The 21,531-nt window shown below is 65.7% G+C and carries 19 protein-coding genes and 2 pseudogenes; 8 read left to right on the top strand and 13 right to left on the bottom strand.

Annotation, left to right across the window (positions count from 1 at the left end):
• Positions 1-92: 92 nt before the first annotated feature.
• Positions 93-965 carry a reverse transcriptase N-terminal domain-containing protein gene (locus ABGA98_RS44710; protein ID WP_347624572.1) on the bottom strand — a complete coding sequence of 291 codons (873 nt, stop codon included), beginning with the start codon at positions 963-965 and terminating at the stop codon, positions 93-95.
• A gap of 857 nt (positions 966-1,822) precedes the next feature.
• Between ABGA98_RS44710 and ABGA98_RS44705 the strand changes: the two genes are divergently transcribed.
• The gene (locus tag ABGA98_RS44705) at positions 1,823-2,557 is read left to right on the top strand and encodes a hypothetical protein (protein WP_347624571.1); all 735 of its coding nucleotides are present in this window, start codon (positions 1,823-1,825) and stop codon (positions 2,555-2,557) included.
• A gap of 32 nt (positions 2,558-2,589) precedes the next feature.
• Here the strand turns inward: ABGA98_RS44705 and ABGA98_RS44700 are convergent, their stop codons facing one another.
• The gene (locus ABGA98_RS44700; RefSeq protein WP_347624570.1) at positions 2,590-3,225 is read right to left on the bottom strand and encodes a hypothetical protein; all 636 of its coding nucleotides are present in this window, start codon (positions 3,223-3,225) and stop codon (positions 2,590-2,592) included.
• Positions 3,226-3,957: 732 nt separating this feature from the next.
• Here ABGA98_RS44700 and ABGA98_RS44695 point away from each other — a divergent pair.
• Positions 3,958-4,620 (top strand): prolyl oligopeptidase family serine peptidase, encoded by a 663-nt coding sequence (locus ABGA98_RS44695; protein WP_347624569.1) that lies wholly within the window; start codon positions 3,958-3,960, stop codon positions 4,618-4,620.
• Positions 4,621-4,750: 130 nt separating this feature from the next.
• Here ABGA98_RS44695 and ABGA98_RS44690 read toward each other — a convergent pair whose 3' ends face one another.
• The gene (locus ABGA98_RS44690) at positions 4,751-5,509 is read right to left on the bottom strand and encodes a hypothetical protein (RefSeq protein ID WP_347624568.1); all 759 of its coding nucleotides are present in this window, start codon (positions 5,507-5,509) and stop codon (positions 4,751-4,753) included.
• 615 nt (positions 5,510-6,124) lie between these two features.
• Between ABGA98_RS44690 and ABGA98_RS44685 the strand changes: the two genes are divergently transcribed.
• From ABGA98_RS44685 to ABGA98_RS44670, 4 genes are all read left to right on the top strand, one after another.
• Positions 6,125-6,646: a winged helix-turn-helix domain-containing protein gene (locus tag ABGA98_RS44685; protein ID WP_347624567.1), complete on the top strand. Its 522-nt coding sequence runs from the start codon at positions 6,125-6,127 to the stop codon at positions 6,644-6,646.
• Between the two features lie 193 nt (positions 6,647-6,839).
• Positions 6,840-7,382 carry a winged helix-turn-helix domain-containing protein gene (locus ABGA98_RS44680; RefSeq protein WP_347624566.1) on the top strand — a complete coding sequence of 181 codons (543 nt, stop codon included), beginning with the start codon at positions 6,840-6,842 and terminating at the stop codon, positions 7,380-7,382.
• Entirely contained in the window at positions 7,292-7,765 is a 474-nt protein-coding gene (locus ABGA98_RS44675; protein WP_347624565.1) for a transposase, read from the top strand. Before ABGA98_RS44680 ends, ABGA98_RS44675 begins: the two co-directional genes overlap by 91 nt.
• Before the next feature lie 472 nt (positions 7,766-8,237).
• Positions 8,238-8,696: a hypothetical protein gene (locus ABGA98_RS44670; RefSeq protein WP_347624564.1), complete on the top strand. Its 459-nt coding sequence runs from the start codon at positions 8,238-8,240 to the stop codon at positions 8,694-8,696.
• Between the two features lie 370 nt (positions 8,697-9,066).
• Here the strand turns inward: ABGA98_RS44670 and ABGA98_RS44665 are convergent, their stop codons facing one another.
• The 10 genes and pseudogenes from ABGA98_RS44665 to fxlM all read right to left on the bottom strand — a co-directional run bounded on the left by ABGA98_RS44665 (position 9,067) and on the right by fxlM (position 18,653).
• Positions 9,067-9,639: a transposase gene (locus ABGA98_RS44665; RefSeq protein ID WP_347624563.1), complete on the bottom strand. Its 573-nt coding sequence runs from the start codon at positions 9,637-9,639 to the stop codon at positions 9,067-9,069.
• Positions 9,602-9,844: pseudogene (locus ABGA98_RS44660) on the bottom strand (winged helix-turn-helix domain-containing protein); the annotation flags it as partial. The pseudogene ABGA98_RS44660 and the gene ABGA98_RS44665, both read right to left, overlap by 38 nt.
• A 78-nt stretch (positions 9,845-9,922) precedes the next feature.
• Positions 9,923-10,147 (bottom strand): annotated as a pseudogene (locus ABGA98_RS44655) (helix-turn-helix domain-containing protein); the annotation flags it as partial.
• A gap of 92 nt (positions 10,148-10,239) precedes the next feature.
• A complete protein-coding gene (locus ABGA98_RS44650) occupies positions 10,240-10,686 on the bottom strand; it encodes an ATP-binding protein (protein ID WP_347624562.1) in 447 nt (148 codons plus the stop codon).
• A 151-nt stretch (positions 10,687-10,837) separates the two neighbouring features.
• Positions 10,838-11,959: a hypothetical protein gene (locus ABGA98_RS44645; protein WP_347624561.1), complete on the bottom strand. Its 1,122-nt coding sequence runs from the start codon at positions 11,957-11,959 to the stop codon at positions 10,838-10,840.
• Positions 11,960-11,962: 3 nt separating this feature from the next.
• Positions 11,963-12,919 (bottom strand): thiopeptide-type bacteriocin biosynthesis protein, encoded by a 957-nt coding sequence (locus tag ABGA98_RS44640; protein ID WP_347624560.1) that lies wholly within the window; start codon positions 12,917-12,919, stop codon positions 11,963-11,965.
• Entirely contained in the window at positions 12,901-14,058 is a 1,158-nt protein-coding gene (locus tag ABGA98_RS44635) for a lanthionine synthetase C family protein (protein ID WP_347624559.1), read from the bottom strand. The genes ABGA98_RS44640 and ABGA98_RS44635 overlap by 19 nt, the downstream gene beginning before the upstream one ends.
• Entirely contained in the window at positions 14,055-17,093 is a 3,039-nt protein-coding gene (locus ABGA98_RS44630; protein ID WP_347624558.1) for a lantibiotic dehydratase, read from the bottom strand. The genes ABGA98_RS44635 and ABGA98_RS44630 overlap by 4 nt, the downstream gene beginning before the upstream one ends.
• A 79-nt stretch (positions 17,094-17,172) precedes the next feature.
• On the bottom strand, positions 17,173-17,364 hold the full coding sequence (locus tag ABGA98_RS44625) for an FxLD family lanthipeptide (protein ID WP_347624557.1): 192 nt from the start codon (positions 17,362-17,364) through the stop codon (positions 17,173-17,175).
• Between the two features lie 53 nt (positions 17,365-17,417).
• Positions 17,418-18,653 carry a methyltransferase, FxLD system gene (gene fxlM / locus ABGA98_RS44620; protein ID WP_347624556.1) on the bottom strand — a complete coding sequence of 412 codons (1,236 nt, stop codon included), beginning with the start codon at positions 18,651-18,653 and terminating at the stop codon, positions 17,418-17,420.
• A 389-nt stretch (positions 18,654-19,042) separates the two neighbouring features.
• Between fxlM and ABGA98_RS44615 the strand changes: the two genes are divergently transcribed.
• Both ABGA98_RS44615 and ABGA98_RS44610 read left to right on the top strand, forming a co-directional pair.
• Entirely contained in the window at positions 19,043-20,335 is a 1,293-nt protein-coding gene (locus ABGA98_RS44615) for an XRE family transcriptional regulator (protein WP_347624555.1), read from the top strand.
• Positions 20,336-20,346: 11 nt separating this feature from the next.
• A complete protein-coding gene (locus tag ABGA98_RS44610; RefSeq protein ID WP_347624554.1) occupies positions 20,347-21,252 on the top strand; it encodes an aminoglycoside phosphotransferase family protein in 906 nt (301 codons plus the stop codon).
• The last annotated feature ends 279 nt before the right edge of the window (positions 21,253-21,531 follow it).

Here is a 21,531-nt window from a genome sequence, read left to right as displayed (position 1 = left end):
TCGCGGTGGTTTGGGACCTCCCCCTGCAGGGCGGTCCCGGAGGGCCCAGCCTCCATCGCCAGTACAGCACCGCATCCGAAGTTTGCGATCTTCTACATCACAACCTCCATCAGCGTTCGTGGCGCACTGTCGTCGGCGTATCGCACCAGCACCGGAGTTCCTCGCTTCGTATCTCCGGAAGTACGTCCGGATGCGAGATAGCGGACTCCGGCAGCTTCCTCTAGGCCGTGGAGCACAACGTTCATCAACAGCGGGCTGATTACACCGCCTTGAGGTGATCCCTCTTCGGTTGGTGCGAGCAGACCGCCCTCGACCACTCCCGCTTTCAGCCATTTCCGGATCATTTCCCTAGCCGGGAACACTCCGATCGCTTTGAGCAGTTGTTCGTGGTCGATTCTGTCGAATGCGGCGGACAAGTCGGCATCCAGAATCCACAGCCTCCTGACCCGGGGGCCTTTCAGCGTGGAATAAAGAGCGCCGATGGCATCCGCACAGCTGCGGCCTGGCCGGAACCCATAGGATTTCGGCTCAAAGCGCGCTTCCCACTCGGGTTCCAGTGCGTTACGGACGCGCGCCTGTTGGCATCGGTCCATAATCACGGGGATACCGAGCGGCCGTTGTTTTCCATTGGCCTTTGGAATATGCACGCGTCGGACCGGCAGTGGATTCCAGGACGAGCGCGTATGGTGCACACGTAAAGCCACGTCCATCCTGGCCTCGGGCGACAAGGCGGTCTCCCCGTCGATCCCGGCCGTCCGGCGTCCAGCGTTGCGCTGAGTCACCTGCCGCACGCTGATCAGCGTGTTCGACCATGATCTCAGCATCAGCTTCTGCAAGGACCGGACCAGGGCCCAGTCCTCTTCCCGCGTCGCCTTGAAGATCCTCCGCCTCAGCCTCACTACGTTGTCCTCGTGGTGACGCCATACGATGTCGTCCCATTCGGCAACGTCCTCGGGTCCGTTCACCGCGGTGTCCAACTTGCCCCTCGGTTCGGGAGGCCCCGGGCCTCAATCGTCAAAGGCTCACCAGCCCACGTCAGCTCCCTTTTCGGGACCCGGCCGCCAGGACCGGCATCCGGCCGGTTCCCCGGGACAGCCGCCTGGAGAGGCAACACATGTCCCGGGTCCCGCTGCCTTTCGGCCGCCGGCATCTGCTTTTTGGGCTTCCTGCCCCGCCGAGGAATTCCGCCCCTCTTGCGATCGGCCTACCGAGCCGACAAGGCCCGGACCCCGACGGGGTTTCCACGTTCCGCGCACACGAGACACGGCCGGGGTGGGCGCCCCCTACACCCCGGGGCCAGCGGTGTTCCCACGGCCGGTTGATCGTCCCCGGCCGCCGCTTGCCGCCTCTTCCAGCGGCCAGGCCCTTGCACCCTGGTCCTCATTCCGCCACCCAAAGGTTTGGGCTGACGAGGCATCATCGGGGGTTCACTTGCGTTCGCCCGTCCGGCCTTCCCCTCACCCGGTTGCTCCCCCGGACGGAGCGGGGGCCCTTGAGCTTCTTCCCTGGGCTTCGCACCCTCACAAGCGGGACCTGTGAACGCACGCCAGGGCGGGGACTGACCTCGAACACTGGTCAGGAACTACGCATCCGGTCTATGACCGGCCTCCAATCTGCGAGTTCACTCGAAATGCGCGGCTTCGTGTCGCACCGATCAACGCCCACTGCGCATCGGATAAGTCGCTTGGGTACGGCTTGCGCTCAGTCACTCACCCATCACAGCACGACGAGACCCGCCCACCGGCGGCAACGCTACAAATCCCTACGATCACACTGTGACATAACAGGCATACGCTCGCTAACTGCACTCTCAGGAGACGGCATGGCTGCTGTAGACGATTTCATGGAGCTGCTACGGCGAGGATCCGCCGACTTGTTCGCCGACAACCCCGACCGGATGGAGTCCGGGCAACTGCTACCGAGCCCCAACGTGATCGATCCGGGCGACGTCGAATTGTTCTTCGCCGGAGTCGATGCAGGGCTTATCACGCTTGAACGTGGTGCACGCTTCAACACCTGTGACCGACCAACCGCTGACGGTCGCTGGGGGCTGCTGTCAAGATCGAGAGCAGGTGGTTGGTACAACGCCGAGTACCTGCCTCAGCTCGCGGCGTACGTCGAGTCGATCACGAAGTACGGGTATCCGCCGGCACGGGTCCTGTTCGAGCTGCCCACCAAGGCGCTTCAACTCGACCTGGCCATCGTCGACGACGAGTCGAGGGTGATCATCGCAGGAGAGGCGAAGCGCTCCACCCTGGCACTGGCCGTGTTACGTGATCGCGTACAACAACGATTCGCCAAAGAACCACCCGGCGAGGAAACCAAGAAGCGGGGCGACGAAGCCCGCCAGCTCGCCTGGCGCCTATGGACGGTCTCACCGCAAGTGACCTGGCTCATCGGACCCGGCCATCGAGAGGCATACCAGACAGCAATCCATCCTCTGCGGCTTGACCCGATTCCCGAGCTGCCCCATGCTCGCGCGCTCGGCCTGGATCACAAACCGAGCCAGCCCATCGCGATACCGGATCTTTCTGCCCAGCGCTCACCCGAGTTTTAGGGCGCCCGCTTCCCTGCTGTGAAGCATGATGATCACGTGATGCTGAAGGTAAGTAACCGGAACACACCCCGACGGCCGGGAAGAGAGGAGTAGTCAGACCACCGGCACGAGTAGCTACCCCTCACCTCGATGGCCGCCTCGCGTCCCTTCATCGTGCCCATGCCGGTGTGGGGACCCCATGCTCGTCTGCCCGTGATCTCCTGATGCTCGTAGAGGCGGAAGGCATCCGCGTTCGTAAGGCGACCGTGCCCAGGGCGGGACCAGTAACTGGGATCGTTGGAGAGGACTAACACAGCGCCGCTCCACCCCGGCTGCCGGTTGACGAACCGCTCAACGCGCTGAATGTCCTTCACCACGTCGTAGGCGCGGATGTCCTGTGCGCCCTGGTTGAGCAGTTCGAAGCGCTCGTCTCCCACTTCACCGGTCCACGCAGCCGTGAGGTACTTCAGTTCGATCACCAGGTGCTCATCGAGGTCCGGCCTCGACAGCAGCAGGTCCAGTCGCGCGCCAGGCTCCGGCCTGGTCTCCAGCCGCACGCGCAGGGACGGATCGGAGAGGTGAGCGGTCCACGCCAGCGCATGCTGGAAGTCCGCCTCGGAGTGGAACACCGGCCGGGACCTACGCAGGGTCTCGATCCAGGGCGCGATGCTCTCGGTTCGCGGTCCCATGCAACACAATCTAGGCCCACATCGACTATTTCGATCGCCCTTTCAATCCTCGGACGACTTAACCAAGGCTTGACGTTTTCCCCGCTGGAGACGCATATCCGCAAGTGAGACGCGACATGGCCACCATGACGTCTCTTTGGGCACGACTCCAGGGTCGGAGCCATCGGCCCAGGTCAACGGGCCTATGGGAACGACTGCGGCGCTGTACGGCGTCCACATTTCCGCCTTTGGCGCTTCGAGTCTCTCCCACCCGCTGGTCGAGACCTGGACCAACCGATCCGGTACGTCAACGGGGAGACAACATGGGTCTCGATTCGCAGGACATGACGACTCGCCGCCCCGTCCTGGGACGTCGAAACCCTGGACGTCGCGGCGGGCGTACGCATCTGGTCTGTCAACGAGGGCGGCCGCTCCCGCCTGCACGCCGAACACAACGGCTCCCCGCTCCTGCTCCCCGACATCCCCCCTGGCGTCATCTCGGCACTGTCCCTGGCACCGGACGCCTCCTTCGCCGTCCTCCTGATCGACTCGGCGGCGCGGCCGGCGGAACTCGCGTTCCTGGACCTCGCCAACCACAATTTCCGCTACCTCACCGACACCCGTCCTGCCGCCCTGCGCGTCATCAACTCCATCGTCCCCGAGCTCATCACTTATCCGGCGAGCAGCGGCCGCGACGTCCATGCCCTCCTCTACCGTCCGGACGGCCCAGGCCCCCACCCGGTCCTGCTGTCCGTGCACGGCGGCCCGGAGGCCCAGGAACGTCCCATCTACGCCCGCTCGGGCCTCTACCAGCACCTTCTCCATCAGGGGATCGCCATCCTGGCGCCGAACGCCGCCGGCTCAACCGGCTACGGCACCACCCACCAGAAACTCATCTACCGCGACTGGGGCGGCATCGACCTCGACGACCTGGACCACGGCATCCGCTACCTGCAAACCCTTGACTGGGCCGACACCAGCCGCCTCGCCGTCATGGGAGCGTCGTACGGCGGATTCGCCGCCCTGTCCTGCCTCGCGCGCCTGCCCTACTCATGGGTCGCGGGCGTCTCCATCTGCGGCCCCAGCAACCTCGTCACCCTCGCCAAGGCCTCACCCCCCACCTGGAAGACCTTCGTCGCAACCGTCCTCGGCGACCCAGACACCTGCGCCGAACACCTCCTGGCACGCAGCCCCGTCACCCACGCGGACGGCATCACCGCTCCCTTGTTCGTCATCCAGGGCGCCCACGACCCCCGCGTCCCCCAAGCCGAATCCGACCAGATCGTCGCCCGGCTGCGTGAGCGTGGTGTCGAGGTCCGCTACGACATCTACCCCGACGAGACCACGGCTTCACCAACCGTGCCAACGAGCTCAAGGCGTACGAGGCCATCAGCGCCTTCCTCTACGCGCATCTGATCACGATCGATACTGAGAGGCCGAATGTGCTCAACGTGGGGTGAGAGCACCGACGCTAATGTGCCGTCATCGACCGGCGTGACGAAGTGCCGGGCCTGCGGGTAGTCATGTCGAGGTTGTTGCAGCGGTGTCAGCCCGGCAGCCGTTCGCCCTCCAGCCTGTTCTCTTCGGGCCAACGACCCGGCACACACTTGCCGAGCTCGTAGTCCGCGCAGTATTCGTCGATACGAATGATATGCAAGGTCCTGACATAGTCCTTCTTGAGCAGCCGGCGACGAAGGGCGGGGTTCGCTTCCTTTGCGAGATAGCCAGCTATCTTCCCGGCGCGAGCGGCTTTCCTGAGCCGTTCGAGACGGAGACCGAATCGACCTAGAGCAACCTCGTCCGACGGACTTAAGGTGGATACCCACGAGCGGAAATCGATGGTAATCCGGTCGCTGTCGCCATAGCAGTTTCCGCAGAAGGCGGTGAAGCCGTCCCAGTACACGGGAGGTTCGCCTTTTACGGGTGCGAAGATGACCTTGTTGAGCGACAGGTATCCTTTACGCCGGACATCGGCCACGGTCAAAGGTTTCTTGAGTTCGACAACGACAGTTATAGCCTTGGTTCGGCCTGCCTGTTTCAACTGCTCATCCACGGTACTCTTGTCGACAGGTTCATCCGTGCCGCCTTGGCCGAGGGCTTCGAATGCAGTGCGAAGTTCAACTGCTTCCCGGGATCGCGGAGCAAGTGACTTGAGGAGATCTCCCTCCGGCGCAGCCATGCGGTCTTCGGAGGCCGAGTAGTAGATGCGGCCCGAAGTTTCGTCCTGGCGTATGGCGAGAGTGGCTGTGCGACCGGCTTCCGACGCGGGCTCCAAGTTCGGCGCGACGCTCAACTCGATGGCCATCTCCTCTGGACGACGTCCCCATAGAGACTCCCCTGAGGTCACTGTGTACTCGGGGTGGCTGGCACGAAAAGCGTTTGCCATCACGTAGCCGAAACGATTGATTTCCGTATAGGTGTAGCTTCGGCGCTGATGCTCATCGTTGTCGCGAGCGGTGGTGCACGCGACAAGCAGGACCGAGCATAAGACCATCAATGCTATAATACGTATTGTCACAACTATCCGCTCGATGTGGCCGAAGTCTGGAAGAGCTGATACGAGCCTCTCCCGGACTGCAAAGATTAACGACTCCTGATACAGTTATGCGTCGCTTGTCCGTCGAGTTGAGCCCAATCACAGTATCTGGTCGCCGCTCGCGCGGGCGAAAGGTCAGTAGCACATCGACGCGGAATCGTCGCACGCAGTCTCCGCGTCGAGGTTCAGCTTCGTGAAGACGGCCTTCCAACCATAGTGCTCGCGTTCTTCTCCCGGCGTATGAACCTATACGCACGGAAGGGCCGGCCTGATAGAGAGTTTTGAATGTGGGGGTTACGCCACGTAGGTGTGTCTCGCCGGTTTCGTGACGAGTGCTCGTAGCGGGTCTATGCCGGAGAGGTGAGGTATCCCGATGGTGGTGGGTTGACCGCTCAGGAGCGGGCCCGCCGGGAGCACGTGCGGATGCGGGCGGCGGACCGCTTCGCCGAGGGTGCCACGGATGCACAGGTGGCGGTCGGGTTTCGCATCAGCCGAATGTCGGCCAGCCGCTGGCGCCGCGCCTTTGAGGCCGGCGGCCGGGAGGCGCTGCTGTCCAAGGGGCCGGGTGGCGAGAAGTGCAAACTGAGCCAGGCGCAGTTGGAGACGCTGCAGGCGGCGTTGGACGAAGGGCCGGCCGCGTACGGCTGGGATGAGGATCAGTGCTGGACCCTGGCCCGAATTGCCGAGCTGGTCTGGGAACTGTTCGGGGTTCGCTACACCCTAAGCGGGCTGGACTATCTGCTGCATCGGCTGGGGTGGAGCTGGCAGGTGCCGGCCCGGCGGGCGGTCGAGCGCGATGAAGCAGCGATCGCCGCCTGGCGCAATGACGTCTGGCCGGAGGGAAAAGGGTCGCGGCGGACCTGGACGCCTGGCTCTGTTTCCAGGACGAGGCCGGTCAAGGCCTGAGGCCCCCGAAGGGCCGCAGTGGGGGGCGGCGGGGGGTGACGCCGGTGGTCACGGTGTCGGGCAGCGGGTCGGGCACGGTGATGATCGCCGGGTTGATTGCCACCAAGCCCGGCTGCGTGCCTCGGCTACACCGGTTGAAAGCGTAGAGTCCTAGCCCCGTGACGGATCGCGTTCGATGCGGTACGACCGGAGCATGCGGTACGGGCAAAGGGGTGGGTACACGCCCGCGGAGCAGGAGCGGCGGGAGCGTGTACGGCTGCAGGCGGCCGAGTGGTTCGAGGCAGGAGAGTCGACCAGGACGGTCGCGGCGCGGTTACGGGTGCACGAGCGGTCGGTGACCCGCTGGCGCAAGGCCTGGCGGGAGGGCGGCAGGCCGGCGCTGCTGTCCAAGGGGCCGGTGTCGAGGGAGAAGCTGTCGGCCGCTCAGTGGGCGCGGCTGGATGCCGAGTTACGGCGGGGCCCGCTGGCCTGGGGATATGCCGAGGATCAGTGCTGGACGCTGGGCCGGGTCAAGACACTGATCGGGCGGCTGTTCCACATCGGCTACACCATCGAGGGCGTGGGCAAGCTGCTGCATCGCCACGGCTGGTCGGTGCAGGTCCCGGCTCGGCGCGCGATCGAGCGGGACGAGGAGGCCATCGCGTTGTGGAAGGCCGAGGTGTGGCCCGCGGTAAAAGAACCGCGGCGGACCTGGGCGCCTACCTCTGCTTCGAAGACGAAGCCGGGCAGGTGCTGAGGCCGCCGAAAGGACGTACCTGGGCGCCGGTCGGCGTCCGGCCGGTGGTGACGGTCCGTGGCAGAGGCTCGGGCCGGGTCAACATGGCCGGCGTCCTGGCCTTCCGGGACGGTGAACGGCCGCACCTGTTCTACCGCCTGCACGTCTACCACGGCCGCAAGGGCGAGCCCAGGACCTTCTCCTGGAAGGACTACCGGGACCTGATCGTGGCCACCCACCACCATCTGGGCGCGCCGCTGGTGTGGTGCTGGGACAACTTGAACGTGCACCTGGCCGGCCAGCTCGCGAACTTCGCCGCTGAGAACGCCGACTGGTTACGCATCGTCCAGCTTCCCGCCTACGCTCCCGAGCTCAAGCCGATCGAGGCGGTCTGGCCCATCTGAAACGATCCCTGGCCCCACTGGCCAAGAAGACCTCAGCGAAACTCGCTTGGCTGACAAAGACGCGACCGAAAAAGGGTGCAGTACCGGCCCAGCTGATCAGCGGCTCCATCGTCCCTCAGCACCACCAAGCTCCGCCCGGTTCTCCAAAAATATTTTGTCTGACACCAGTACGGTGGCCACCGTGCTCCGGAGTACTGGTCGACTGATAATGCTGATCCGCCATTCCATTAGCAGCTATGGAGGTGTAAAACGATCCTAGGAATCCGCATCCGCTATAGCAGCATGCGGTCCAGGTGTACTGCTCGTCTCCGGGCTCACCACCCGGTGTGCTCTCTCTGAGGATGGATGGCGGGCGAGAAGGTGAATCGCCATGTCGGCCACGGACGGGCGTCCATGATGCAGCCAGCTTTGCGAAGCCCTTGGCCTCCTCACTTTGGGGTTCTTTGAGCTGCAGTCGCACCAGGGGGTGGGTATGGGTGTCGCAGGCAGACCAGCCAATAGGCTCTACGATCTCGATGATACTAATCGGAATGAGTACCCAGTCAGCACAGCGATGGCCGAACCTTATATGACGATCATCGCCTTCCCGTCGATCGGCAACGCCCAACATAACCAAGGGAAGCGGTGGATCAAACTGGCCATCGTTCAGCTTTTCGAGAAATTCCCTCGGGGAATATTTCTCGTGATTTCGAGCGGCTTCTGTACTCAATCGATCCTCCCTTATTCCTTTCAGTTGATTCACATGTCGATGCAACTTTATATGGAGACACCCAAGGAAGCACTCGCACAGAACTTAAATGCTATGCAAGATTCTCGTCAAAATTCTAGCCGCAATCGACGCAACCGCATCAGTAGCGGTGGCGACCTTCTCGGCGCGGGCTCGGACCATCGGGATAGAATCACCCGGCTAGCCCGAGAGCTCAAGGCATGAGAATCCTCAGGCTGGAGACGAACCGCTCAAATGCAACCAGAACCCTCACCGGAGAACGATGACTCTGCGGCTTCTTGCATTGCCATGGTGCCTCAACAAGGGTATTTCTCTGGAAGCCCGATGGCTGAGCACGAGGGGCTGCCCTGGCTGCTCACGTACGAGCACCAGGACATGAATGTTATGGACAGTCCCAGACAACTGCTCGCGCACGTCGAGCTTCTCGCTGACACTGGGCCGGCCCTCGTTCGTTGGTTCCAATGGTGCGTGCACGACCGGCAAGTGTCCATGCGACTGCTCGAAGTCGTTGCCGACGCCCTCCGCCAGCACAGGGATGTGACCGCTTAGACTACAGAGGTTGAAAGGTCAGGGTTCATGGCGCCGCTTCGCTGGTGAGGGTCAGGGCGGTGTGTGCGATGAAGGCCTCCAGCAGAGCTGGCCGGTACTGCATCCGCTTGAGCCGGCTGCGGATCAGCGCGGCCAGCTGATCAAGAGTCGCCGGGGCGAGGTTGCCCAGGCTACGTTTGAGGTGCGCCCACACTCCCTCGGTCGGGTTGAGCTCGGGTGCGTATGCGGGCAGGTAGAAGACGGTCAGCCAGGGCCGGGAGGCGATCAGGCGGCGCATCAGCGCGTCCCGGTGCGTGGTGAGGTTGTCCCAGACCAGCACGATCGGTCCGCCCAGTTGCTGATGGGCGGCATCCAGCAGGCGAGCGTAATCGACCTCACGGAAACCTTTCGGCTCGCCGCGGCGGCCGCGATGCAGCAGCATCCGGTAGATCAGCCGGGTGCGCCGGCCGGGTTTGGGGCAGATCAGCCCGGCCAGCGAGACGCGGCCGGAACCCTTGCCGGTGACGGTGATGACCGGGGTGTGTCCCCGGCGGGACCAGGTGCGGGCCTTGGGGGCGGCCTCAGCGACTGATCTGCCTCGTCTTCGAAGCAGATCCACGCGTCCTGGTCCCGCGCGGTCTTTCCACGCTCGGCCAGGTCTCCTTCACCCAGGTGGCGACGGCGTCCTCACCGCGCTCGGCGGCGCGGCGCTGCGGCACCTGCGGGCTCCAGCCGAGCCGGTGCAGCAGGTAGGAGGTGCCGCGCAGGGTGTAGGAGATCCGGAACAGTTGCTCGATCAGTGCGGTCACCCTGGCGAGGGTCCACCGCTGGTCCTCGCTCCAGCCATGGGCGGCCGGACCGACGTCCAGCGTGTGCTCCAGGAGCGCCACCTGCTGGTCGGTCAGTCGGCAAGAGGACCCGCTCGGCCCTTTGGACCGCAAGGCTTCCAGCCCGCCGTGCTGCCAGGTCCGATGCCAGACGTAGGCGGACTTCCGCGAGACTCTCAACTGCTTGGCCACCTGCGCGGGCGTCTGACCGGCAGCGAATAACTCCCCGGCTCGCATGCGCACCTGCTCGCGCTTGGCCCGGGCGGCCGGGGTCAGGCCACCACCATCCGGATACCGCATCCCACCGGCATAGTCACCGACCGGCCGAAAGGCACGCAACCACGCCGAGGAACCTCAACCTTTCAACCTCTGTAGCAGCAGGCCGACCCCCTTTATTTCGCTACGGCTGCCGTTCGCCCGATGTTCCTGGCATCGATGTCGAGGTGGACCCACACCGTGTGTCCCGTTGCCGGGCTGCCGATCTGGGAGAGTTTGAGGACGAGGTCCCTGACGATCGCGAGCCCGAACCCGCCCACCGTCAGCGTCCCGTTTGCTGGGCGGCGGTCGAGCAGCGGCCTGCCTGCTCCTCCGAGGTCACAGACTCCGAGGTAGGCCGGGCCCTTTTCCGGGAGGTGCATCTCCACCCCGAACCAGCCTCCGGCGCGGCCGGAGCGGGTGTGCAGCAGGGCGTTCGTGGTGAGTTCCGAGACGATGAGTCCGGCGTCGCCCTCGCGGCCTGTCCCCTCGAACAGTGCCTCGACCATGCGGCGTACGCGGCTTACCTGATTGCGTTCGCCGGGGAACACGCCTCGCCAGTCCATCCGGTCGGATGAGCGCATCCATTCCCATCGTTCGGGCGTATGCATGGTTTCGATCATTCGCGATGTTCCTCCTGTTGTCGGTGACGTCTGCACCCGCGCGGACGTGACGGCCCCATGGGCGCTCGACTTCATGGCAGGGGTCAAGTTGTCCCGGCGCTTGCGGGACTGCTCAAGAAGCTGTGCGCCGCTTCGTCGATACCGCGGCGGCCAGCGCTTCTTGGGCGAGCTTGACCGAGGCGGTGATCGAGTCGAGCAGCGGAGCGCCAAGGCTGCCGCTGCCGAGGCCGGCCGAGGTAACCAACTTGGTGAGTCCACGACGGTGGGCACTGGCCAGCTGCGTCATGGGGTGGTGGCGCAGAACGTCGCGAGCGGCGTACCCGTCTCCCGATGTGAGTGCCTCGGTCGCCACCTGGGCCAGGACGTGGTCTGCGGTATGCGGGTCGAAGGCGCTGGCCAGGGTGGCCACGGTCAGCCCGTAGCGGGCGCGGTAGACCGCGTAACCCGGCATCGGCTCGCTGCCGAGGAAACGCTCCACCATCGCCTGGCCGTCCCGGTTGAGCGTGCTGCCTGCGGACATCACGTTCAGGCAGGTTGCGACCTGTCGTTCCCAGGGCTCGGTCAGGTTGCACTCCTCCAGGACGTGCCGGGCAGCTCTGGGTGCACTGTGCAGGCAGTGCGCGATGATCTCGGCTTGCCGTCCCTCCATCAGATGGACCCCGATGCCGTTGTGGGCCTTGGCATGTGTGACCGCCTCGTCCCAACGCCCGGCCATGGCCAGCACGCGGATTCCTTCCGCCAGGTATTGGAGCCACGCCCACTCGCGGAGCTTGTGACGCTCGTGTCGCGTCCCTTCCAGGGCGGCTGTGGGGAGGGGCTGCCCCTCAACGACGAGGTCGGTGCATGTGGTCGCCGCCTGGTAGACGGCAGCGAGGAGCCGCAGGGCCTTGTCGCCGTTCTCCGCGCGGATTTGCAGCCGTGCGAGGTTGAGTACTGGTTCGAGCATGTACCGGGCTTGCAGCACGGTGAGGGGTTCGCCTGCCTGCCGGTAGACGTTGATGTGCTGCCAGCAGAGCTCATGGGCAAGGTCGCTCAGGCCGCAATCGCTGGCGACCAGGGCGGCCTTGTTCAGGGCGTGGGCCGCCTCGTGCAGACCGTTGTCGCCCTGGTGCCACGCGGTCTCGGCGATTCCCGCTACCTCCCGCACCCTCTCCTGGAGTGAGGGACAGGCCGGGCGCGGGCGGCCGACGAGGGGGAAGCGGCGCATGGCGTTGTGCAGTGTCGTGAGGTCCAATGCTCAGCTCCGAGGCAGGAAGGCGGCCTTCGCCGCGTGGGCGAGGACGCCCTGGGTGGTGGCCGACAGGCCGAAGCGGTTCCAGTGGAAGATCAGTACGTGGGTGAGTACGGCCCGGAGCCCGCGATCAAGGCGTCCCCGGGCGGCAGCGTCACCGAGCCGCTGGCCGGCTACCTCGTATGCGGCGAGCCAGGGTTCGGCGAACGTCAGGGTGTCCGCGAGCAACCTGCGGTCGGCTTGCCTGGGCACCAGCAGAAGAGTGCGTACGTTGGGCGCCAGCTTCTCCACTGCTGGGGTCTGCTCGGCGGGCGGTGCCAGACGGATTGCGGCCACCCGGCCGAAGACGTCGCCGCGCTCGAACCAGTCCAGTCCCGCTTCCCGGAGCAGGGCATTGATCAGCAGGAGCGAGAGTTCTCGTCGTCCTCGGTCGGCGGCCTTACGGCGGGCGTAGGCCAGCACGCCGTGGCTGTCGGCGCAGAACAGTTCGTGAGCGATGGCGGTCCCGTCTGGACCACCGAAGGCGAAGGTCTCTGGCTCGTAGATGGTGGACCACCAACGAGCGATGACGCGCTCCTCAACAAGCTCGCGAAGTGCTCTATCGACAGCAGTGCGGTCCGTTGTGTGCACCCGGAGCCGCCAGCCCGGCGGCTTGCGCAGGAACCACCAACCCTGCACGACGCCCTGGTCTTGTAGACGGTCCAACCGGAGTCCGAGGTACATCGCTCCAGCCGATTCGGCCGTACGTTCCTCTGCGAACTCGATCGCGAGCTGGTACCACTCGCTCCGCTGTTCCAAGGCGGTGAGACCGGCCGCTTGGAAGAGCTGTACGGCATCGGCCAGCTCGACAGGGGACATCCTCGTCTCCGTCGCGGTGCTTTCCAGGTCCGCCCCGGCGAGTACGGCGAGGACGGCGGCGGCGATCTTCGCCGGCGAAGCAGTGGTCAGGTGATCAGCAGGCATGAGTCCCATCCCGATCGGGGAGGCGTGTGTGTGGGCTCCATGGCCAGCCGAACGCCGGCCTCGCCCGTCAGTAGACCGGCGCCCTCCACTTGGAGGGCCGCGGCCTGCTCACTAAGGAGCGATGCCAGCTCGGGGAGGCACGCTGTGACGGCTTCACTGTCAGCGTCCTGGGCGGCTCTGGAGGCCGTCTGATACACGCCGGCCAGTCCGTGGCACAGCCCCGCCTCGCTCAGCCGAGCGAGCTGTCCAGCGGTCAGGCACGCTGCCATGTCTTCCTCGGCTGTGCGCTGTCGCTCGTGGTCGCCGAGGGCTATGGCGCCGAGCTGAAGGGCTCGGGTGATGCCGGGCGTGCCGTAGCACCACGACGGGCGGCCTGGACCGGATTGGGCGGGCCGTCCGCTCCGCAGATCCTCTTGGGTTAGCCACTGCGGCCACCAGGGGCCGTCCCCCGCGAACTGCCGCCAGCGGTTGAACCACAGCATCAGGAAGGTGATCGCCTCACGTTGGCCGAGCACGACGCATCCACGGCGGGCGGCCAGGGCGAGTACGGCGAGCAGCCCTGCGGCACCGTGCGCCATCCCTAGGTTGGCGTGCCCGCCGGGAGTAGGCAGGAGCGGGTCTGGGTCGTGCGGCACCCACCAGCCGGGAATCTCCAGTCCATCCTCGACGCGGGGACGGGTCAACCGGACCAAGTACCGAAGGATCTGGGCCAGGACGTCACTCTGCGGCATGCGTTTCAGCAGCAGCACCCCAATTCCGATCAGTCCGGAGAAGAGGTCGTACTCCTGGAACGTCGCCGGCGCTCCCCCATCCATTCGCGCGGTGGCGGTGGCCAGGCGACGGCGGGCGATGCCGAGCACGAGTTCGTCCAGCTTGGCCGCTGTCGAAGGGTAACGATGTTCCCCGTCAGCGCTTGCGGCGTGCAGGACGAACGCGATGGCGGGTGCGCCGTAGTAGAGGCTGGCGTGCTCAGCGGCGATGACCCTTCCGGCAGCGGCTTGACGAAGGTATCCGTGGATGTTCCGCCACTCCTCCGTCCCGGACAGGGCTCGCTCGATGTGCAGCAGCGCGATCCCGGCTGCTCCTCGCGATAGTGACTGGGCGGTCATCTCCTCCGCGGTCAACATCTCCGAAGTCACAGGGCACCTGCCAGGGCCAGACGGCGCAGCGCGACCGCGCGAGCCAGGCGCCCGGTCACCTTCTCGAAGGTCGGGTCGACGCCCAGTGCTCGTACGTGGTGCTCGTGCAGGAGAGTGCGCAGCACCGTCGCCGGGTCACGTTGCTCGGCGAGAATGCGGTGGTACGTGCGGAGGGCGTCAGCGCGTGCGCGCCAAGCGGAGACGACGGCATCCCCCGCTGGCAGGGCACCGACCTCGGCGAGATCGCCGCAGCGGAGTGCGTGATCCCGTAGAACGCGGTCGAGCTGGCCCGTTGTCCGTTCCAGGCACCTGACCAGCCATCGGCATCCGGTGAGGGGGTCTGGTGCGAACGCCGCCGCGAGGTGAGCCATCGATGCTGCGGCCAGCGCTTGACCGGGCAGGTGCGAACGCTCGACTGCCGTTATCTGCGCGATCGCGGCCAAGGTGTCCGCGGCCGAGACCTGCTCGGCGACCTGCAGCGCCGCGCCTTCCCCGTACCTGCCAGGCTGCTCGTAGTGAGTGGTCAAGGTGAGGTGCGCGAGCAGGCCCCGTACTTGAAGCCTCTCGGCGAACGCCGCCAGGCACTCGGCGACCTTCCCGAACTGGCGGCGGTCGGTCAGGCGTATGAAGAGTGCGAGGTGCTGGTCGGTGTCGAGACGGATCATGTCGCGGTGCCGGCTCACCCACCAGCGGAGAACGACGTCACCGAGTTCGTCAATGAAGGCCGGTAGATGCCGGGTCAGGATGGCGTCGAACCGTACGGGGTTGCCGATCAGATGGGCACGTACGACCTCGGAGGCACCCGGCCGGTGCACAGCTCCTGGTGAAGCGGTAGCAGGAAGCTTCGATGGTGGCGGCTGGATGGCCGTCATGGGGATCAACAGTTCGGCCGGACGCCCTATCCAGTTCTGGCCCTTGGGCGGGCCGTCCTCGTACAGCTCAATCTGTTCCGCGCGGCGCAGGTGAACACGGAGCACGGCGCGATCCAGCCGCTGATCGAGATCGAGAGGCAGGCGCAGCTCTCCGTGACACAGCACTACTCGCGCCGGTACGCGCCACCGCGCTCGCCACGCGCGGAGTCCCTCCTCCCATTGACCGCGCAGGTCTGCGGCGGTGAGAAGCCAGCGAGCCGGGGACAGGACAGTACGCCGGTAACGGATGCGCGGGACGTACGGCAAGGTCCGAGCGGCGCCCAGGGTGAATGGCGCGAAGACCGCGCTGCGGGCTTCGGCGACCTCGGCGAGGAATCGGGCCAGCGGCGGGCTCTGAACGACGGTGTCCAGCGCGTGCGGCACCTGGGTGAACACGCGCCGGCCGGTGGAGCGCTGCACCAGGTACATCTGCGCGGCGTCGGCGGTGACCGCCAGGTCGTCGAGATCGATCGTTCCGCTCTGAGTGTGCTCGCGCAGGTGGAGGGTGTCTTGGAGGAGGTGTGGAACGCGTACGACGTTCTCGTTGTGCGGGCGGCGAGGTGGGAAGGACAGCTGGACCACCACCGCGCCGTCCCCAACGTGCTGGTAACCGGTGGCGAGCCGGGCTCGGTCGTCGTCATCGAACAGGTAGGCGAAGCGGCCCGCCATGCTCGTGTGAGCGCGGGGTGCGGCCGTGATCCAGAGCTCGAAGTCGCCGCGATCGATCATCTCGGCGGACTCAGCGTGCAGGGTCACGCCCAGCTCCACCCTCCGCGGCGGTACGACGGCGGTGTGGTCACCCACGGTCAACGCCTCAAGCTGCGCCTCCGTCAGCGTGATCTCCTCACATCGGGAAAGCGTCGTTTCCTGAATGAGCGAGAGGAGGGCAGCGTCTCGTTCGGTCAGGGTGCGCCATGTGGGCCTCGCTCGGGGCGCGCCGAGGTAGCCGGAGGGATAGCCGAGACCGGAGTCGTCCACCAGCTCTCGTACGGGCACGAGGGCGCCGCGGCCGTATCTTGCGAGGAACCGGGCGTGGTAGTCCATCCATGCCGTCCGGCCAAAGGGCTCGGTGCACAGGCGTAGCAGTGCGGTGGCGGCGAGCTCTGCCTCCTTGAGCACGACTTCGGGAATGGCGATCGTCGCGTCGAGCCGTACATCAGTGGCAAGGCTGGCTTCCGGGCTGAGGGCGCTCATCCGCTTGCAGGCTTCGTCGCGGACGATGGCAGCTTCGGTCGGGTCTGTGAGAGCGTCATGGCGGGTCAACAGTTGCCCGATGCTTTCGAGTCGGCGTAGCAGCTCCGCGATGTCCGGCAGGTCTGAACAGCTCGCAGCGAGCAAAGTCTCGATCAGGTATCGCAAGGGATCGGCTGCGGTCGTCGGCGGGCGCAAGCTGGTGATGAGAACCCGCTGATCGACCAGAGCGTTCAGCAAGGCTTGGATCTTGTCTGGCGATGTCGCGGGAAAGAGCCGGATGAGGTCACCGGCCAGTTCGTCGAAGCGCTTTGGGTGAGCGGCTGCCGCCAGCGCCCGTCGTACAGGCCGAGTCAAGCGTACGGACATCTCGCGAAGAGGCCCGGGAGCCCTCGCTCCGACCTCCGCCCGAGCAGCGACGATGAAGCGGCCGTCGCGAACGATGCCGCAGCTGTTGGTGACCACCTTCAGACGAGGCCGCAAGCCGGGATGCTGTTCGAGCTGGTCGATCAGGGTTATGAGCCACTCGGCATCCACTCGGGCTCGCGTTGAATGGCACGTTCCATAGCTTGCCTTGGCGGGTCCGATCGTGGCCGTAGCTACCCCGGCGAACAGCCCGAACGGGGTTGCGCGTCGCTGCCAGCGCAGCAGGTATGCGGCGGTGGCGAGGATAGCTCTACGCAGGTCCGTAGTGGCCGGGTGCTCGGAGCCGAGCAGCAGGTTGACGCGGCTCGCGAGAGCAGGACTCGCCACTCCGACGGCCTCGCGTACGTCGCCACGCGCCCAACTCTTCGCCAGCCAAGCTCGGCCCTCGTGCTGAATCGCCGATTCATGCGACAGGTCGAGGTCTGTCGGCAGGTCAAGGTCGCCTGGATCGGTGCTCGCGCGCACCATCACCAGGCCGGTGTGTTCGTACCGCGGGAGGACGGTCACCGTACTTCTTCCTTCGTCGGTTACGAGCTGGGCCGCCAGCGCCCACAAGAGTCTGGGGCGCCGGCGACCGCGAGGGCGATCAGGAAGGGTCGTTGGAGCTGGTGCTGCATGCGCTGGTGCTACAGGTGTTGCCGCACCCGTCGCTGGTGTCGCACATCATGACGACCAGCGACGTCGTCGCCTCGACGACGCGCATGTCCAGCTCGAACTCCTCGTCAGCCACGACATCTATGGGAGCGTCGGCGGCGTCAAGGGCCAGCAGTAGTGACATGGGATACGTACTCCTTCGGTTGGGTTCGGTGTGGACGGCCTGGCCGTACGCGGTCACTCAGCCGCAGGCCAGGAGATCGTGAGGAGGCCGTGGGCCTTGCGCAGGACGGCCACGTTCTCGGGGATATGGGTGGGTGAGGTGCCGGTCGGCCAGTAGGCGAACGTGGGCTCAGACCGGTCCCTGGCTCGCGCGTCCCACGCCCGAATCTGGTCGACCAGCGCGTTCGCCGGCTGGCCACCGTGCGGACCGTAGGCACGAGCTCCGAACTCGACCCCCTTCCCCTGCGGCAGCGGCCTCACCGACAGGTAGGCGAAGGAGTCACCGCGCACCACGGCGAACGGGAACCAGGTCTTGCGCTCCTGAGCGAGCTCCGTCCCCTCATCGGCGGCCATCCGGCAGAAGCCGGGCAGGAATCCCGCGAGCCAGAGGTGCAGGTCGGCGAAGGACACCCCGTTTCCGATCGTCACGCCGGACCACACCTCAGTGCGGTCGCCGGCGAGGACACCGTCCAACACACTCGGGTCGTCAGGCGCTCCATCGTCGAACCGAAGCGTGATCACGTGCCCCTGCGGATCCGGCAGCCGAAACTCCCGGTCGGCGTGCTCCCCCGCCCCTTGCATCGGAACGAACCCGCACACCACCGCAGAGGTGCTGACCAGATGGTCGCCCTCGCGCCGGAACGCTATGGAGCGGCTGACCCCGTTCATGCGCAACGGCACCACGAGCGTGCCGTCCGCCTTCAACTGGCGTAGCCAGGCCGGAGCGACGTCCCACGCGCCGACGGTCACGATGATCGCGTCGAACGGCCCATACTCAGGTAGCTCGTTGTGCGCGTCAGCCGTGATCACGGTGACCCGATCGGCGTACCCCGCGGCTTCGAGCAGTTCCGTCGCGCGCTCGGTCACCTCAGGATCGATGTCCACGCTGACCACCTGGCCGCCCGGTCCGACGACCTCAGCCAGCAGGGCCGCGTTGTAACCCCCGGAGCCGATCTCCAGCACGCTCATCCCCGGCCGCACCTCGGCCTGCTCGATCATCGCCACCTGGACGAAGGTCGCGCTCACCGAGGAGATGGCGACGCCGCGCTCGTCCCTCTTGGTCACCACGGCGCTGTCGACGTCGTAGGTGACCTCCAGCGGAGTATCGGCCGGAACGAACGCGTGCCGCGGCACCGTACGGAACGCCTCCTCCACCGGCGCCGACTTGATGTATCCCGCCGCGACGAGCTCGTCTGCGAGTTTGTCCCTGAGCTCCGAAGCTCGAGCCTGGTTCACGGTTTCGTCGGTCACGATTCGTTCCTCTTCTCGGATCTTGCAGAACGACGAGGGGTGCGGTCGTGCTCGTCGAAGATCGTCATGTAAGCCCCCTGATCGGTGATGCGAGCAGCGCGTTCGTGGGTCTCCGAGGATGGCTACCGGCGTAGGGCCCGGCAATGGTGACGGCCGCTTACCGTGCCGCTTTGACTCCCGCCGTCACTAATTCCGTCACTAGAACGGGGTGGACGTAGCGAACGCCCTAACGAAGCGTGACGTACTGCTTACGCTGGATCAGCCCGGCGAGCGGACGGAGGCTGGACATGGCGCATAAACGGTCGTGTGCCGCCCGATGGCGGCGGAGGACCCAGGACTTCGGATGGGACCTCTCCCGAACGGTGGACGAGATAGTCGCATGCTGCCAGGTGAGCCGCTTGCGTGCGCATCGCCTGGCCCGCGGCTGGACCCTCGCGGACGCGGTCATCCACCTGCAAGCCCTCTGCGATGACCTGTCGGTCGACCCACCGAAGACGGATGTCCAGCAGTGGGGGCAGTGGGAGACGCGGGAAGGCCGCGTACCTCTGCCGAGAACGGTCGACCTCCTGTGCCGGCTCTACTCCGCTGACGCCGCCGATCTCGGCTATGCCACCAGCGAGGACGTCCCTGGACACCCCAAGCGGGCAAGGTCGGCTCCACCCGCGACGGCGCACCTGGACATGCGCCCAAGCCAACTGGGAACGAACAACATCTCCGGAGAGCTGCTAGCTTCCACCCGGCAGCTGATCGACCGTACTCTTGCCTCGGGCAGCGTGACCAAGGTCCAGCTCGACCTCCTTAACGAGCGGTTGAAGTGGCTACGGGAGCAGTACATCACCACACCTCCGCAGACGATGATCCCTCGCCTGCTGACCGAGCTTCGCGAAGTACAGGTCGTAGCCCGCGACAGGCAACCCGCCACCACACAGGCCCGCCTGTCCGAGATGACGGCGATGCTCGCCACGCTGATCGCAGACTCCCTGATGAAACTCGGCGAGGTCCCCGAGGCACACGCGTGGTACGGCACCGCCCGCGCCGCCGCCGACGACAGCGGCAACCGCCTGCTACGTTCCCGCGTACGAGCCCAAGCGGCGATGCTGCCCTACTACTACGGACCCATCGAGGCCGCCGTCGACCTGGCGAAAGAGGCGAGCGAGCTCAGCGCCGGCCGAGCTCCGACCATCACAGCGGCCTTCGCCGCGGTGGCCGAGGCCAGAGCACAGGCCCGCATCGGCAACGCGACCGCAGCCCTGCACGCCCTGCACAAAGCGCAAGACCTCTTCAGCCGGACCGTACCGGGAGGTCAGGACGACTACGATGCCTTCGGTTTCCCCGAGCGCCGTCTTCTCCTCTACATGAGCGGCGTCTTTACCAACCTGGGGCAGCACGCCAAGGCCCGTGCTGCCCAGCAGCGCGCACTCGAGCTCTACGGCGACAACCCCTGCATAGACCCTGCCTTGCTACGTATCGAGGAAGCAATCTGCTTCGCCCAAGGGCACTCACTCGACGAAGCCTGTCAACTGGCTATCAGCGCCTATCTCAGCGTGCCCGCCGGACACCGAACCCGCATCCTGGACGTTCGTGCCCGTGACGTCATAGTTGCCATCCCAGCACGCCTGCGCACGGCCCGACCGGCACGGGAGTTGAACGAAGTGCTGGCGCTGCCCCCGGCGCAGATGTGAGCCTGACAAGCATGAATGGTGTCCCCGTCCACGGCGGCTTCACCGAAGCCCAGCTGTCCGACCTTCTCCGACGCGCTTGCGACGCAGCGGGATTGCGGGTTGACGGCGCCGTGGTCCTTCGCGGCCAAACCAACGCCGTCATCCGGCTACAGGCCGCACCAGTCATCGTGAAAATCGCCCGCGCGGGAACCAACCCAGCGGAGGTCGCGCGGACGGTGCGCTTCGTCAGCTGGCTCATGGACCTGGGCTTCCCTACCGTCCCCCTCTACAAGCCCGAAATCCAGCCCCTGCTCCTAGACGGCCACGCCATCACTCTGTGGGATTATCTCCCCCAGCCACCCGAACCGGTCCCTACCGAGGCCCTGGCCAAGCCCCTCAGCCGACTCCACCGTCTCGACCAGCCTCCTGTTTCACTGCCACGATCCAACGTCATCGAAGCCATACGCCGGTCCCTCCGCGCAACCACCCTCCTCTCCGAACCAGATCTCCGTTTCCTGCGAGAGCGCGCCGATCGGCTGGCGTCGGAACTGACTGATATCCAGTACGTCCTCAACCCCGACGCCATGACCCAGGGCGACCCCCACCATCGAAACGCTCTGCACAGCTCGGAAGGGGTCGTCTTGTGCGATTGGGACAGCGTCTCCATCGGCCAACCCGAATGGGATTTGATCACGATTGAGGTCCACTGCCGGCGCTTCGGCTATGGCCAGGCTGCGTATGACGGCTTCGCTCAGGCATACGGCTTCGATATCACCTCATGGAGTGGCTACCACTCCCTCCGCGACCTGCGCGAGCTTCGAATGATCGCGACCAACGCCCGAAAGTCGACCCACGCCCCCGAAAAGGCCGCCGAAGTCATCAGGCGCGTTGATGGCCTCCGTCATGGCGACTACAAACTGGCCTGGTGCATCCTCTGAGACAGCGTCAAACAGTGGATATTCGAGGAGGACCGCTTTCGGTGAGAGCAGATCATCGAAGTCGGTCTCGGTCATGGGCTCCAGCCTCGGCAGCTTCGTCGGAGCCCACGACCGGGGAAACCGCACGGTGGGTTGCTTGCCGTTGTTCCGTCAACACCTCACTGGTTGACCTGAACGCCCACAACGCCTCAGCGAAGGCCAAACAGACGGCCCGGCCGGTGACGCGCACCACCGCCTTGGCGATCACATAGACCGCGAGTGGTCATCCACGCCGGTGAC

This window comes from Nonomuraea sp. B1E8 (assembly GCF_039871515.1).
Taxonomy (GTDB): Bacteria; Actinomycetota; Actinomycetes; order Streptosporangiales; family Streptosporangiaceae; genus Nonomuraea.
The sequence above is the reverse complement of the archived record's forward strand: the minus strand, read 5'-3'. Positions and strand labels throughout refer to the sequence as shown.

Coding starts and splice junctions, on each gene's coding strand:
- ABGA98_RS44650 (WP_347624562.1), bottom strand. CDS start 10,686: ATGCGCTCATCCGACCGGATGGACTGGCGAGGCGTGTTCCCCGGCGAA.
- ABGA98_RS44610 (WP_347624554.1), top strand. CDS start 20,347: ATGAATGGTGTCCCCGTCCACGGCGGCTTCACCGAAGCCCAGCTGTCC.
- ABGA98_RS44640 (WP_347624560.1), bottom strand. CDS start 12,919: ATGCCTGCTGATCACCTGACCACTGCTTCGCCGGCGAAGATCGCCGCC.
- ABGA98_RS44680 (WP_347624566.1), top strand. CDS start 6,840: ATGCGGTACGGGCAAAGGGGTGGGTACACGCCCGCGGAGCAGGAGCGG.
- ABGA98_RS44670 (WP_347624564.1), top strand. CDS start 8,238: ATGGGTGTCGCAGGCAGACCAGCCAATAGGCTCTACGATCTCGATGAT.
- ABGA98_RS44700 (WP_347624570.1), bottom strand. CDS start 3,225: ATGGGACCGCGAACCGAGAGCATCGCGCCCTGGATCGAGACCCTGCGT.
- ABGA98_RS44690 (WP_347624568.1), bottom strand. CDS start 5,509: ATGGCCATCGAGTTGAGCGTCGCGCCGAACTTGGAGCCCGCGTCGGAA.
- ABGA98_RS44705 (WP_347624571.1), top strand. CDS start 1,823: ATGGCTGCTGTAGACGATTTCATGGAGCTGCTACGGCGAGGATCCGCC.
- ABGA98_RS44625 (WP_347624557.1), bottom strand. CDS start 17,364: ATGTCACTACTGCTGGCCCTTGACGCCGCCGACGCTCCCATAGATGTC.